This window comes from Myxococcus virescens (assembly GCF_900101905.1).
Taxonomy (GTDB): domain Bacteria; phylum Myxococcota; class Myxococcia; order Myxococcales; family Myxococcaceae; genus Myxococcus; species Myxococcus virescens.
Genome location: NZ_FNAJ01000005.1, coordinates 409100 through 424496 on the forward strand (window position 1 = coordinate 409100; position 15397 = coordinate 424496).

At 69.9% G+C, this 15397-nt stretch carries 3 protein-coding genes; all 3 read right to left on the reverse strand.

Features of this window, described 5'->3' with window-relative positions:
• Positions 1 to 8: 8 nt before the first annotated feature.
• Genes BLU09_RS17730 through BLU09_RS17740 form a run of 3 tightly spaced genes read right to left on the reverse strand, consistent with a single transcriptional unit; the run spans position 9 to position 15354 of the window.
• Positions 9 to 8930 (reverse strand): hybrid non-ribosomal peptide synthetase/type I polyketide synthase, encoded by an 8922-nt coding sequence (locus BLU09_RS17730; protein ID WP_090490723.1) that lies wholly within the window; start codon positions 8928 to 8930, stop codon positions 9 to 11.
• The gene (locus tag BLU09_RS17735; RefSeq protein WP_186817641.1) at positions 8927 to 13192 is read right to left on the reverse strand and encodes a type I polyketide synthase; all 4266 of its coding nucleotides are present in this window, start codon (positions 13190 to 13192) and stop codon (positions 8927 to 8929) included. Before BLU09_RS17735 ends, BLU09_RS17730 begins: the two co-directional genes overlap by 4 nt.
• Positions 13192 to 15354 carry a beta-ketoacyl synthase N-terminal-like domain-containing protein gene (locus BLU09_RS17740; protein WP_244171814.1) on the reverse strand — a complete coding sequence of 721 codons (2163 nt, stop codon included), beginning with the start codon at positions 15352 to 15354 and terminating at the stop codon, positions 13192 to 13194. The genes BLU09_RS17735 and BLU09_RS17740 overlap by 1 nt, the downstream gene beginning before the upstream one ends.
• Positions 15355 to 15397: the final 43 nt, after the last annotated feature.

Consider the following 15397-nt stretch of genomic DNA (forward strand, 5'->3'; position numbering starts at 1 on the left):
ATCCGTCCCTAGTTCATCTTCGACAGCTGCTCGGAGAGCAGGTGCGCGAGGTTCGCTTCAGCCAGCCCTTCCAACGGGCTCTCGACCGGGGCGTCTGACTTCGACGTGACGCGCGCTTCCTCCGTGAACTCCAGGGGGATGAACGCGTCCATGAGCTGCGTCGCGAGCTTCTCTGCCGTCGGGTAGTTGAAGACGAGCGTCGCCGGCAGCGACACGCCGAGCCCGCTCTGAAGCCGGTTCTTGAGCTGGAGCGCCGCCAGCGAGTCGATGCCCAGCTCGTGGAACCCACGCGCCGGGTCGATGGACTCGCTGGAGCCCGCGCCTCGCATCCACGCCACTTGCTCGCGCACGTAGTCCATCAGCAACTGCCGGCGCATCTCGGTGGGCGCCGCCGTGAGCGTGTCCAGGAACGACGCGCGCTCCTCCGTGCGCTCGCCCCCTGCCCGCTCGCGCAACTCCGCGACGTAGGGCGTGGACCGGCCACTTCCGAAGACAGCCCAGTCGATGGCGGCCACGCCGACCTGCGGAACGCGCGACGTGAGGAGCAGCTCCAGCGCGCGCAGACCCTGCGCCTTCGGAATGACGCCGAAGCCCGGCGTCCGAGCCTCCTCGCTCACCGACACCTGGGCGCCCGCGTCACCGGCCCAGATGCCCCAGTTGATGCTCAGGGCAGGCAGCCCCAGGGCACGGCGGTGGTGCGCCAGCGCATCCTCGAAGGCGTTCGCCGCGCAGTGATTCGACTGTCCCGCCGAGCCGACGAGCGAGGCGACGGAGGAGAACATCACGAAGTAGTCCAGCGGCAGGCCCGCGGTCAGACGATGCAGGTTCCAGGCGCCACGCAACTTCGGCCGCAGCACGGTCTCGAAGCGCTCCCAGCGCTGCTGCCGCAGCACGCCGTCATCCAGCACGCCGGCCGAGTGGAACACGCCGCCCAGAGGGGCCATGTCCCGCGCCACCTCGTTCAGCAGCGCGGCCAGCGGCTCCGCATCCGCGATGTCGACCTGCCGGTACTCGACACGGACACCCTGCTGGCGCAGGTGCTCCAGGCGTTCCACCGCCTGCGGCCCCGGAGCCCCCCGGCCTGTCAGCACCAGGTTGCGTGCCCCCCGGCTCGCCAGCAACTCCGCCGTCAGCAAGCCCAGACGTCCGAGCCCGCCCGCCACGAGGTAGGTGCGGTCCGCCCTGAAGGCTTCGACGCGCTCCGCGGACGCTTCGACGAGCTTCCGTGACTCGGCCCTCCGGAGTCGCGCGACGTAGCGGCCATCGCGATAGGCCACCTGGTCCTCCGCCACCTCCGCGCGGCGGCGAATCTCCTGCGCGAGCAGCTCCACCTGGGCGCTCGGTTCGCCCTGGGCATCGAGGTCGACACACCGGCAGTCCAGCTCCGACGCCTCGATGGCCAGAGGCCGCGCCATGCCCCACAGCAACGACTGGGCGAGCCCGGGCAACGGAACGCCCGGCTTCACGGGCTGCGCGCCGCGCGACACCAGCCACACGGTGCCGGAGTACCCACGGTCCAGCAGGAACTGGAGCACGCCCAGCGCGCCACCACCCGTCACCCGAGCCGCCTGCCCCAGCGCATCCGCATCCAGCGTCTCCGCGTCCTCGGTGTGGGAGCCCCACATCAGGATGACGTCGGACAGCGCCGCCGGAAGTGGCAGCTCTCGCAAGGCCTCCATGAGCGCGTCGGGCGCGTCGGGGACCTCGAAGGTGGTCTCATCGATACGGCGCGGCTCCGTGCCACGGATGGCGACGAAGCAAGCGCGGCCATCGCGCGTCAGCACCTGTGCGAGCTGCTGCCCCGTGCCGTCGCGCTCCGAGAGAATCAGGCACGCGCCGCTCGCGGGCACCAGCGTCTCCGGACGAGTCCCCTCCAATGCGAGCGGCTCCCACCGCCGCTCGTAGAGCCACTCATCCAGCGAGGTGGAGAGCGCGGCACGCAGCGCCTCCTGGCTCGTGCGCTGAAGCTCCAGGCCGCGCACCCAGGCGCGCAGCGCGCCATCTCTTCCGAAGATGCGGACATCCGCGCGCAACCGCTTCCCAGCCTCGTCCACCGGCCGCACCACGGCATGGCTCCACACGCCGTCTTCGATGCTGCCCAGCACGTGAAGGCGCTCGATGTGCACCGGCACGTACAGCTCGGTGCCATCCATGTCCGGATAGGCGCCGCCCACCACCTGAAGGCACGCATCCATCAGGGCGGGATGCGCGAGGTAGCCACCACCGCTCCCGAGGCCCGCCGGGCGCTCGATGCGCGCCAGGACCTGCTCGCCTTCCCGGCGCAGCTCGGTGATGCCCTGGAACTCCGGCCCGAAGTCGACGCCCGCGTTCCGTGCCCGCTGGTAGTAGTCCTCGACGGGAAGCGGGGTCTGCAGGTCCTTCAACACGCTGTCGAGGTCGTGCGCCTCGGTGGCCGATGCATCATCACCGAGGACGGCGAGCGTGCCCGTCGCATGAAGGCTCCACGCGCGCTCCGAGCCCTCACCCGTCCGGCTGAAGATGCGCACAGCGGCCCTGCCCTCTCCGTCGCGGCGCACGGCGCACTGCACCTTCCGCTCGGCATCCTTCGGGAAGGTCATCGCGTTGAGGATGGACAGGTCCGTCAACTCCAGCGCGGTCGTGCCCAACAGCCGGGTTCCGGCGGCCAATGCCATCTCGACGTAGCCCGTCGCAGGCAGTGTGGGCGTTCCGAAGACGCGGTGCTGGCCCAGGAACGCCTGCGAGGCAGGCCCCAGCGTGGCCTCGAACAGCAGCTCGCCGGCCTCCAGGACGGCCAGGGGCACGCGCTCGCCAATCAGTGGGTGCTCGGCGCGGGAAACGCTTCGCCCGTTGGGACGCTGGAGGCCCGCCCCCTCCTCCCAGTAGCGCTGACGCTGGAAGGCATACGTCGGGACTTCCACCTTGCGCCGTGGGTAGCCGGCATCCACGGCCGCCCAGTCCACCGGAACGCCGCGCACGTACAGCGCCGCCAGGCTCTCCAGCATCTGCCGCCAGCCGCCGTCATCGGCGCGCAGGCTCGGCAGCCAGGTGCCCGCGCCCTCGGGCACCGAGCGCGCCGCCATGCCGAGCAGGGTCGCCTTCGGGCCGACCTCGACGAAGACGCGCATGCCGTCGCGGTACAGCGCCTCCACGCCCCGGCCGAACTGCACCGGGTTGCGAAGCTGACTGCACCAGTAGTCCGGCGTGCAGAGCCCGTCCGTGATGAGCTCGCCGGTCATGCCGGAGACCATCGGAATCGACGGCGGCGAATAACGCAGCGACGCGGCGACGGCCCGGAACTCCGGGAGGATGGCCTCCATCATCACCGAGTGGGCCGCGCGCGGGATGTTCAGCCGCTTGACCTTGTAGCCCTTCGCGTCCAGCGCCCGGCCTATCTCCACAATCTCCGCGGGGATGCCGGAGATGACGACGTTGTCCGGCCCGTTGACGGCCGCGATGGAGCTGGCCCAACCGCCCTGGGCGAGGAACTGGCGCAGCTCCGGCTCCGCGGCGGAGACCGCGATGTTGCTGCCCTCCGGAAGCTGCTGAATCAACCGTCCGCGGTGAACGGCCAGCTTCAGGCCATCCTCCACGCTGAACACGCCCGCGATGCAGGCCGCCGCCAGCTCGCCCGTGCTGTGTCCCAGCAATACGTCCGGCTGGATGCCCCACGACATCCACAGCTCGGCCAGCGCGTACTCCAACACGAAGACCACCGGCTGGGCGTAGTCGAGCTGGTCGATGGGCGATGGCGTCCCCGGCTCCGCGTAGAGGACGGAGATCAGCGAACGGTCCCAATACTCACGGAGCATCTGGTCGAACGAGTCGATGCGCCGGCGGAAGCCCGGATGCGTCTGGTACAGCTCGCGCGCGGCTCCGACGTACTGCGAGCCCTGACCGGAGAATAGGAACGCGACCTTCACCGCCTGCTTCGTGTCGGCTTCTCCCTGGATGACTCCCGGGTGCTCGTCCTTCCGCTCCGCCGCGCCCAGGACGGCGGCCACCTGCGCGGCGTCCGCCCCCACCACCGCGAGCCGGTGGTCGAAGGCGACACGCCCGGTGTTCGCGGAGAAGCACACGTCCGCGAGCGATGCGCCCGGTGCTTCGAGCGCCACCCGGTAGCGGCCCGCGAGCTGCCGCAGCGCCTCCGGGCTCCGCGCCGAGAGCGCCAGGAGGTGCCGCGAGCGGTCCACCTGATGCACGTCCGGCGCTGGCGTCGCCTGCGGCGGCGCCTCTTCGACGACCACATGGACGTTGGTGCCGCCGATGCCGAACGAACTGAGCCCCGCCCGCAGGACACCCTGCGTCGCGGTCCACGGCCGGGCCTTGTCCACCACGTAGAAGGGCGTCTTGTGGAGCTCCAGCCGCGGGTTCGGCGACTGATAGTGGAGCGTGGGCGGCAAGGTGCGGTGCTGAAGCGCGAGCACGACCTTGATGAGCCCAGCGATGCCCGCCGCGCTGTCGAGGTGGCCGATGTTGCCCTTCACCGAGCCCAGGCCGCACGACTGCGTCTGGACCTGTCCCCCAAACGCCTCCGTCAGCGCGGAGACTTCGATGGGGTCGCCAATGGCCGTTCCGGTGCCATGGGCTTCGACATAGGAGATGGACCGCGGGTCCACCTTCGCGTGCTGATGCGCGCGGCGCACCACGTCCGTCTGGCCCTCGACACCGGGCGCCATGAAGCCCACCTTGCGGTGCCCGTCGTTGTTGATGGCGGAGCCCTTGATGACGGCGAGCACCCGGTCCCCATCCGCCAGTGCCTGGCTCAGGCGCTTGAGGACCACGATGCCAGCGCCGCTTCCCGGGATGGTTCCGTTGGCCCCGGCGTCGAAGGGACGGCAGTGGCCGTCGCGCGAGAAGACGCTGCCTTCCTCGTACAAGTAGCCCACCCGGTGGGGGACCTTGATGGCCACGCCGCCCGCGAGCGCCAGGTCGCAGCTGCCCTCGTTCAGCGCCGCGCATGCCTCGGACACCGCGACCAGGGACGTGGAGCACGCCGTCTGGACGTTGATGCTGGGCCCGCGCAGGTCGAGCTTGTAGGACACCTGCGTGGCCAGGAAGTCCTTGTCCTGGGCCATCAGGTCCTGGAAGAAGCCGATGGGGCGCGTCAGGTCCGGGTAGGGATAGCGATAGTGGCTGACGCTCTTCCCGGCATACACACCGACGAGCCCGTTGCGTCCCGACGGCGGATAGCCCGCGTGCTCCAGCGCCTCCCAGGCGCACTCCAGGAACACCCGCTGCTGCGGGTCCAACGCACGCGCCTCGCGGGGCGTCAGCGAGAAGAACTCCGCGTCGAAGGCGTCGAAGTCCTCCATCACCGCCGACGAGCGGACGTACCCGGGATTCCGGAACGCCTCCGGACTGACACCCGCGGCCAGCAGCTCGTCATCGGTGAAGGTGCCCACCGACTCCACGCCCTGCATCAGGTTCTGCCAGAACTGCTCGGGCGTCGACGCCCCGGGGAAGCGGCAGCTCATGCCGATGATGGCGATGTCCCGCGCATCCTGCGTCCGCGGCGTCTCCTCGCGCGGCGCGAGCGCCACCTCGGGCTTCGCCTCTCCTCCCGCCGCCGCGAGCCTGGCCGCGAGCACCTTGACGGTGGGCCTGCCGAACAGGTCCGTGACAGGAACCGACAGCCCCAGCTTCTCCTTGAGCTCGAGGTGGAGCTTGATGAGGTGCACCGAGTTGGCGCCCAGCTCGAAGAAGTTCCGGTCCGGGTGGACCTCTGGAACCCCCAGCACCTCCGCCACGGCCTTCGCGATGGACTGTTGAAGCGCCTGGGCCTCACGGCCTGGACGGGCGGCGACGGCGGGCTTGCTCTCCTCGCGCTGCGTGGGCCGGGCGACGTGGTCCGGATGCGGCAGCGCCTTGCGGTCCACCTTGGCGTTGCGGGTCAGCGGCAGCGCCTCCAGCACGACATAGGTCGCTGGGACCAGGTGCTCGGGCAGCTTGCGCGACAGGAACTCGCGGACGTGCCGGGTATCCACACCCCGCTTCGTGTCCGAGGCGACGACGTAGGCGACCAGGCGCTTCTCGTGGTGCTCGCCGACCGCCCCGACCACCGCCGCGCTGATGCTCGGCTCCTGGAGCAACGCGGCCTCGATTTCACCCGGCTCGATGCGCTGTCCACGGATGGAGAGCTGGAAGTCGACGCGGCCGAGGAACTCGATGGTGCCATCCGGCAGGTACCGCCCGAGGTCGCCGGTGCGGTAGAGGCGCTCGCCCGTCCGTGGGTGCACGGTGAACTTCTTCGAGCCCGCGCCCGCGCCCACGTAGCCCAGCGCCACCCCCACGCCCGCGCAGCACAGCTCGCCGGGCACCCAGATGGGGCGCTCGTCCAGGTGCTCGTCCAGCACGTAGTACTTCGTGTTCGAGATGGGCTTGCCGTACGGGATGCTGCGGCGCCGCTCATCGGCTTCGACGACCGGATGGGAGATGTTCCACAGGGACGTCTCCGTCGGGCCGCCGACGCTCATCAGCTTCACGTCGCCGAACTTCGCCCGCAGCCGTGCGGGCATGGTGACGGGGAGCCAATCTCCTCCGAGCATCACCAGACGCAGCGGGCAGGTCAGCCGGGCGTTGCTGCCTTCGAGATACGTCAGCAGCATCTCCATCATCGCCGGCACGGTGCTCCAGATGGAGACGCCATGACGGGACATCAGCTCGGCCCAGTGGGAAGGGTCCCGACGCGAGGAGGCGTCCGGCATGACCAGGGCCGCGCCCGCGCTCAGGGTGCCGAAGACGTCGTAGACGGAGAAGTCGTGGTGGAGCGCGCTGAGCGCGATGACGCGGTCATCCGGCCCGACGCCAAACTTCCGGTTCGTCCACTCCACGCCGTTGACCATCCCGGCGTGGGTGAGCATGGCCCCGTTGGGCTGGCCCGTGGAGCCGGAGGTGTAGAGGATGTGCGCCAGGTCCTCGGGCTTCTGCACGGGCGCCAGTGGCGCCTCGCTGTACTCACTGAAGGCGTCCGGCGTGACGACCAGCACCTGCACCCCTTCGGGCCAGGACTCCTGGGCGAACTTCGGCTGCGTCACCGCCAGCTCGGCCCCGCCATTCCGCATCATGTAGACGCGTCGCTCGTGCGGCAGCCCCGCGTCAATGGGCAGGTACGCCGCTCCCGAGCTGAGAACCCCCAGCGCGGCCACGACCTGCTCCCACCCCTTCTCCATGACAATCGCGACGATGCGGTTGGGCGCGGCGCCACGCTCGCGCAGCGCGTGTCCGAGCCGGCTGGAGCGCCGGGCGAGCTCGCCATAGCTCAGGCTGACGCTCGACGAGGCCAGCGCCAGGGCATCCGGGCGCGCCGCGGCGTGGCGGTAGAAGCCCGTGTGGAGCAGCTCCCCACTCCGCGGGCGCGCCGTGTCGTTGACGCGGGCCAGCAGCTCCACCTGCCGGACCGGACGGGTGTCCAGCCCCTGCTGGTCCCACGCCGCGTCGTCCTCCGCCAGGCGCCGCAGCAGCGCGCAGAAGCTGGAGAACATGTCTTCAATCATGCCGGGCGGGAACAGCTCCTCCGCCACGTCCCAGTTCAGGAAGACGCCGCCCCGCTGGTAGACAATCTGCAGGTCGATCCACACCTGGGGCGTCTGCGTCAGCGCTTCGATGAGCTCGCCGAACTCCTCCGCCAGGAAGTCGACCCAGTGCGAGTCCTTGCTCTTGGAGTGAGACGCGAAGCTCGTCATCACCACCGGCATGATGGCGCCCGCGATACGGCCCTGGGCCCTGAACAGTTCCCGCAGCAGCTCGACGCCGCTGACCTCACGGTGCTCCAGCGCCAGGAAGAGCTGGTCCCGGATGGCCAGAGCCCGCTCCGTGAACGTCCGCTCCGGCCGGTGGTCCACCTCGATCAGCGTGAAGCTGGCGAAGGTGCCGACAATCTCGTTGACCTGGGGATGAAGGGGCAGCCGGTTGAAGTGCGGGACGTTGAGCGTGAAGCGAGGGCTGCGGCTCCAGCGCGCCATGACCTCCGCGTACGCCGCCAGCAGCAGCTCCGGCTCGGTCAGCTTGCGCGCGCGGGCTCGCTGCTTGAGCGGCTGCCAGATATCTGGCCCCAACCGTTCGAACACGCGCCCGAAACGAGGGCGCCGGAGCGAACCCGGGTCCTTGTCGAGCGGGAGGTCCGGCGCGGGCGGGAGGTTCGGGAGGCGGGAGCGCCAGTACTCGAGCGAACGCGCATAACGAGCACCGCGCGCGTGCTGCACCGCCAGCGCGTAGTCCCGGAAGGACAGGTCCAGTTGGGGAAGCGCGGGCGCCCCGCCCAGGTGTTTGTAGAGGTGGACGAGTTCCCGGTAGAGAATCTGGAAGCTGTAACCATCGATGAAGGTCCCATCGATGCTCATGAAGAGGCGCGAGCGCCCCCCGTCGAGCTGGCACACGCGGAGCTCGAACAACGGCCACTGGTCGAGCGCCAGCACCTGCTGCGACAGCCGCTCGCGGATGGCCTGGAAGCGAGCCTCCGTCTCTTCCTGTTCGCGACCGCGCAGGTCCTCCACGGGCAGGACGTAGCGCGGCACGTCGGGGAGGATGCGCTGCTGGAAGCCCGGGAGCGCCACCACCCGAAGCATCTCGTGGCGGGCGATGAGCAGGTTCCAGGCGTCCTCGAAGCGGGCCAGGTCGAGCGCGTGGCAGTCAATCTCGTTGTACGCGTGCATCGCCGCGTTCATCTCGAGCTCGGCCTGCCGGCCCACGCTGTAGGCCTGCTGGATCTCCGTCATCGGGAACGGCGCGTGCCGCTCCTCGGGCCGGGGCGTGATTTGCGGCAGCGTCTCCGCCTGAGGCATGCGCTGCTCCGACAGCAGGGTCAGCAGCGCGGCCTTGTTCGCCACGAGCTGCTCGCGCAGCGCTCCCGGAATCTCGCCCGTGGGCGAATCGACCGCCAGGCGGTCCCCCTCCACCGACAGCTTGATGCCGTGCCCAGCGAGGGCCTGAAGAAGCTCATTCAATGTCATAGCAGGACCCGCTTCGAATCATTGCGCTCCGAGGAGGCAGCGCCGAGCACACTGGCCACAGCGAGCTTTTCGAGAAGCTCAGCCGTCACCTGCTCAATGGAACTTTCATCGACGAAACTCTTGAGGGGCAGGCTCACGTCGAGTTCACCCAGCACCATGTCCCGCAACTCGAGCGCCATGATGGAGTCGAACCCCAGCGCGTCGAACGAGTCCGTCGACGAGAGCTTCGCCGTCGGAATCTTGCCGACCTCGCTGATCATCTCCTTGAGACGCGCCTCCAGGACGCCGCGGCGCGCGGATCCTTCCAGCGCGAGCAACACCTCGCGCAGCTTGCGCGGCGCCTCCACGACGTCAGGTACGTCATCGGTGACGGACGCGGGCCGGAACAGCGACGAAGCCACGATGGAGGGATGGCTGGCAGTCCATCGCGCCACATCGAAGCGCGCGATGCCCCGGGTGACGCGGTTCTCCGCGAGCACCAGCGCCATGGCCGCCAGGGCTTCATCCACGGACATGGGCGACATGCCCCGCTCCGCCAGCCGGTCGCCACGCCGGGCATCCGCGACGGCCATGCCGACCTCGCCCCAGCTCCCCCAGTTGAGACTGATGGCCGGCAGGCCCCGTTCGCGACGGAAGTGCGCCAGCGCATCGAGGAACGCGTTGGATGCGGCGTAGCTGGCCTGTCCCGGCGAGCCCATCAGCGACGCCGTCGAGGAAAACAGGACGAAGTGCTCGAGGGTGGTGTCGGTGGCCAGCGCATGGAGGTTCCAGGCACCGTCGACCTTGGGGCCCATGACCGTCTCGAAGTCCTGGGGCTCCCACTGCAACAACGAGCTGTCCGCCAGCACACCCGCGCTGTGGAAGATGCCCCCCAGCGGCGCTCCGCCTCGGCGGACGGCAGCCAGCATCTCCGCCACCGACTCCGGGCGGCTCACATCGACGCGGAAGGTCTCCACCCGCGCGCCCGCCGCACGCAGCGGCGCCAGGGCCTGCCGGGCCTCGTCGGTCTCACCTTTTCTTCCACAGAGGGCAAGGTGCCGCGCGCCGCGCTCCACCAGCCAGGAGGCGAGCCGCAGTCCGATTCCGCCGAGCCCACCCGTAATCAGATACGTGCGGTCTTGCCGGGGACGAAACGCTCCCACGCCTTCCGGAATCGTCTGGGTCTGCGTGAGCGAGGGCACCCGCCGCTGCTCGCCGCGCAGCACGACCTCGTCGTCATCAGCGGCAGCAGGGACCTTGCGCGCCAGCTCCGTCACCAGCGTACCGAAGGCCGCGGGTTCGATGTCGATGCGCTTGCAGGCAAGCTCCGGGTGCTCGTAGGCGACAACCCGTCCCAGGCCCCACAGCGGCGCGCCAGCAATCGCCGTGGGTCCAGTTCCTCCGCCAGCGGCTTGCGAGCCCTGGGTGACGAGGAACAACCGAGGCAGCGTAGGCACCGACTGCCGCGCCAGGGTCTGCACGAGCGACGCCGCCGCGTGGACCTCTCGCTGAACCGATGTGTGCAGCCCTTCCAGTGATTCGGAGTGCTCCGAACCCGACAGGTAGATGACGCCTCGGGGCGCCGGGCTCTCGGACAGCCACTCCCGCAGCACCGACGCCAGCTCGGAGCCCACGATGGCCACGCGCGCCGTGCCTCCGGCGGTGGACAGGGCTTGCCGAAGCGACTCCGAGGTAGCCGGCTGCGTGCTCACGATGAGCCAGCGCCCCTCCGCGTCCACGCCCCCCTGCCCCACCGTGCGCGCATGCCACGTGAGTTCGCAGAAGAGGTCCCGGGGGGATGCGTCCCGGACGGTCTGCACGCTGCTCGGCGCTGGAGCGACCGCTCCGTCCCACCAGTAGCGCTCACGCTGCCACGGGTACGTCGGAACCACCGTCTTGCGCGCCCCCGTGCAGAGCCCCTCGAAACGAATGGAGCCTCCCGAGGAGTACCCACCCGCGATGACGCCCAGGACACCCGCCCAGGCATCCTCACCGGGCCTGCTGGCACGCAGGATGACGGCCTTGCTTCCCCGGCTTCGTGCAGCGGCCTCCAACGCCTCCCCAACGGAAGCCTCACAAGAGACCTGGATGAAAGCCGAGGCGTTCCGCGCCCCCAGGTGCGCCACGGACGACGTCAGGTCGCTCGCCGCAGCGCGCTGCCGCTCCCAGTACGCGCCCGGCACCGTGGCGCCCGCTTCGATCCAGGCGTCATCGACGGTGGAGAAGAACGGGCACTTCACAGGTTGAGGACGCACGGGCTGCGCTGGGGCCAACTGCAAGGCGAGCCGCACGGCGTCTTCCACGCTGAGTGCTCCCGCGACCACTCCCGCGGAGAGCGCTCCCACGCCGAAGCCGGAAACAGCGGCGGGGGTCAGACCGCACGCGCGCCAGAGCTCCGCCAACGCGAGCTGGAGCACGAGGAGCGCGCCCACCGGGTGTCCTTCGCCCGCCTGCGCTCCCGCCACCTGTTCGATGACGGACCCACCCGCCACCTGCCGGAGAACCGCATCCACCTTCTCCGCGTGGGCTCGGAAGACGTCCCGGCCCAGCAGCTCACGCAACAATCGGTTGGCCTCGGGCTCGGTGCCACCGAAGAGGAAGACGGGCTCACCCTCGCCTGAACCTCGAGTGACACCCGGCGCATCGCGTCCCTCCGTGACAGCGTGAAGGGCCGCTCGAAGCGCCTCGGGCGTCGGCGCCACGAGCGCCGCACGGTGCGCATGGTGTGAGCGTCCAGCGCCCGCCATGAAGCACGCATCCTGGAGCCGCGTTCCAGGACCGGCCTCCGACACGTACCGGAGCCATGATGCCGCCAGGGTGCGCAACGCGGGCTCCGAGCGCGCGGAGAGGGGCAACACATACGGCCCGGCGTCCGCGGCGGCATGGGCGGCCTCCGCGTACGCCTCGACGAGCGCGTGCGCGTTCACACCGCTCATCCCAAACGAGCTCACGGCGACGCGATGAGGGCCGTCCTTCTCCGCCAGGGCCGTGCGCGCTCGAGGCACCGCGAGCCCTGAGCCCTCCCACGTGAACTCCGGGGTCGGGTGCTCGAAGTTGATGGAGGGAGGCACCTCGCCCGCCTGGAGCACCAGGACGGCCTTGATGAGTCCCGCGATGCCGGCCGCGGCTTCCGTGTGACCGATGTTCGGCTTGACGGAGCCAATCCACAGCGGGCGCTCCGACGTCCGCGATGCGCCGTAGACGCGCGACACGCCGTCCAGCTCAATAGGATCTCCCAGCCGCGTTCCCGTCCCGTGCGCTTCCAGGTAGTCCACCTGGCCGGGCTCGATGCCCGCGCGCTGCAACACGCGCCGGTACAGCGCTTCCTGCGCCCCGACGTTCGGCACCGTGAGACCACCGCTCGCGCCGTCGTGGTTCATGCCCGTGCCGCGCAAGGTCGCGAGGATGCGGTCGCCATCCCGGACGGCGTCCCGCAGCCGCTTCAGGACGACCACGCCACAGCCTTCCCCCTGCACCATGCCGTCCGCGTCCCGGTCGAACGTGCGGCAATGGCCGCTGGGGGAGAGAGCTCCCGCCTTGGACAGGAACACGCTGAGCTGCGGCGCCAGGATGAGCTTCACGCCTCCGGCGATGGCGAGCGTCGACTCCTCCGTCCGCAGGCTCTGACACGCCAGGTGCACGGCGGACAAAGAGGACGAGCACGCGGTGTCCACCGCCATGCTCGGCCCTTCGAGCCCGAGGAGGTACGACAGCCGGCCCGGGACATAGCTGGCGTCCACACCCGTGGAGTAGTGGGCGCTCACCTTCTCCAGCCCGCCCCCCGTGACGAACGCGTAGTCCTTCGCGTGGACGCCCGCGAAGACACCGGTCCGCGTCCCCTTGAGCTGGTGCGGGGGAATGCCAGCGTCCTCCAGGGCCTCCCAGCTCACCTCCAGGAAGAAGCGCTGCTGCGGGTCCATGCCCTCGGCTTCACGCCGGGAGATGTGGAAGAACTCCGCGTCGAACCGGTCCACCTCGTCGACGAAGCCGGCGCGGCGCATGGACAACTTCCCGGGCCTGGAGGGGTCCGGGTCATAGAGCCCCTGGAGCGCCTGTCGGTCGCTGGGAATCGCCGTCAGCGCCTCTTGTGCCCCCCACAGCAGGTCACGGAACTTCGCGGGGCTGGTGGCGCCCCCTGGAAAGCGGCAGGCCATGCCGATGATGGCAATCGGCTCCCGCTCACCATTCGAGGCCGTGGCCAGCTTCTTCTGCAGCTTCTCGATGGTCAGCAACGCCTGCTGGAGTGGCGACAACTCCGCCATGAATCCGTCCTTGCGGTTCATCACGCGACCTCGAGGCTGAGTTCCGCCAGCGTCCGGGCGATCTGCTCGCGCGCTTCGTCCTCGGACAGCCCGGCAATGCGCTCCATCAGGCCCTGCTCCTCCTGCTCGGGCGTGCTCACGTCGCCCGGGTTCGACGGCAGGCGGCCACGCCGCGCCTCCAGCAGGGACAGCAGCCGCTTCGCCAGCGACTCCAGCCGGGGCAGCTCGAAGAAGAGCGTCGTCGACAGCGGGAGCTCGAGCGCCCGCGAGATGCGCTCCTTCAACAACGTGGCCCCAATGGAGTTCAGGCCCAGTTCGAAAAAGGTCCGCCCCTGCACATCGAGCGTCGCGGGCTCGACCTCCAGCACGTCCGCGAGGTGCCCACGCAGGAACGCCCGCATCTGGGCCTCGCCATGCACATCGGGAACGCGGGAAGCATCCCCGGCGGCCACCGCGGCGGCCTGAAGCAGGGTGGCGGCATCCGGCCGCGCGTCCTTGGGTGACCGGCAGACTTCATCAGGTGAAAGCCACTCGGGCCACAGGCGCTGACGCTGGAAGGGGTAGACCGGCAGGCTCACGCAGCGCCCTGCACGCACCGGGAACACCTCGGGCGGCACCACCCCATCCGCGACGAAGACACGCCCGGCCTCCACCTGCTCCAGCGGCATGCCCTCCTGAACCAGGAGCGTCGTCGCACTCGGCGTCGCAAGCGAATCGAGGAGCGCCACGAGCCCCGCCCGGTCGCCCGCAATCACCACGGCACGGTGCCGGTGGTGCTGACGCTTGAGCGCCGCCGTGAAGCAGACGTCCTCCAGCGTCGCCACCGAGTCCGGCGTCGCGGCGAGGAAGTCCCGAAGCTGGAGCGCCCGCTGACGGAGCGCGTCCTGAGAGAGCGCCGAGAGCGCCAGGAAATGGACTGGCGCTGGCGTCCGCTCCAGCACCGCGGCCGGAGCCGCCTCCAGCACCACGAAGCCGTTGGCCCCCCCCAGGGACGTGGACACGATGCCCGCTCGCAGAGGCACGCCCGGCTCCCGCGCGGCCCAGGGCTCCAGCTCCGTCTGGATGCTCAGCCCGAGCGCGTCGAACGAAACCAGCGGGTTGGGCGCATCCACGTGAATCGTCGGCGCCAGCGTGCGGTGGTGCAGCGACAGGCACACCTTGATGAACTGGGCGATGCCCGCCGCGGCACCCAGGTAACCTACGTTGTTGCTGATGGCGCCGAGCCTGCAGGGCAACGGCCGCTGCGTCCCGAGCGCCTCCCCGATGGCCTCCGCCTCGGCCGCGTCGCCCTTGAGGAACGACGAACCGTGCATCTCGATATAGTCGATGCTCGCCGGCGCCACCCCGCCCTGCGCGCACGCCTGCCGGATGACGTCCGCCTGCGCCGAGGCGCTGGGCGCCATGATCCACTCGTTCCGGCCGTTGTGATTGACGGCGCTGCCCCGAATCACCGCGTACACGCGGTCACCGGGCTCCACCTTGGACAGGCGCTTGAGGACGACGACGCCAGCGCCCTCCCCGCGCACGTAGCCGTCCGCCTGGGCATCCAGGGTCCGGCACTGCCCCCGGTCGGAGAACACGCCGGCCTGGGACAGCATGATGCTGCTGTCCGGCGACAGCATCAGCTCGACGCCCCCGGCGACGGCCATCTCCACCTCGCCCAGCGTCAAGCTGCGGCACGCCTCATGGAGGGCCACCGTCGAGGAGGCACACCCCACGCTCGACACGGTGCTGGGCCCCCGGAAATCAAACGCGTAGGAGAGCCGGTTGGCCGCGAAGGACGCCGTCGTTCCCAGGACGGAATAGCCATCCAGCGCGGACCAGTCCCGCGCCAGCATCCGCTGGAAGTCGCTGAAGTTGACGCCCATGAAGACGCCCGTGCGGCTCCCTCGCACGGCGTCGAAGGGCAGGCCCGCGTCCTCCAGCGCATGCCATGCACACTCGAAGAGGAGGCGGTGCTGCGGGTCCATCTGCCGCAGCTCCCGCTTCGACAGCCGGAACGCCGCGGGGTCGGCCAGCTCCACGCCTTCAATCAGCCCAGCCTTGCGGTTGCGAATCGTCCCGGGGCGATCAGGCGCCGCGTCGAAGAGCGCGGCCGAAGGCCAGCGCCCGGGCGGGATGTCCCCCGTTGCATCAATCCCATCACATAGCATTTGCCAGAGCGTACGCGGGCAGTCCGACATGGGGAAACGCAGCCCCAGTCCAATCACAGCAATGGGTTCACAC

What these genes read in the sequence shown, in the direction of transcription:
- BLU09_RS17735 (WP_186817641.1), bottom strand. Translation starts at nt 13,192, where the DNA reads ATGAACCGCAAGGACGGATTCATGGCGGAGTTGTCGCCACTCCAGCAG.
- BLU09_RS17740 (WP_244171814.1), bottom strand. Translation starts at nt 15,354, where the DNA reads ATGTCGGACTGCCCGCGTACGCTCTGGCAAATGCTATGTGATGGGATT.
- BLU09_RS17730 (WP_090490723.1), bottom strand. Translation starts at nt 8,930, where the DNA reads ATGACATTGAATGAGCTTCTTCAGGCCCTCGCTGGGCACGGCATCAAG.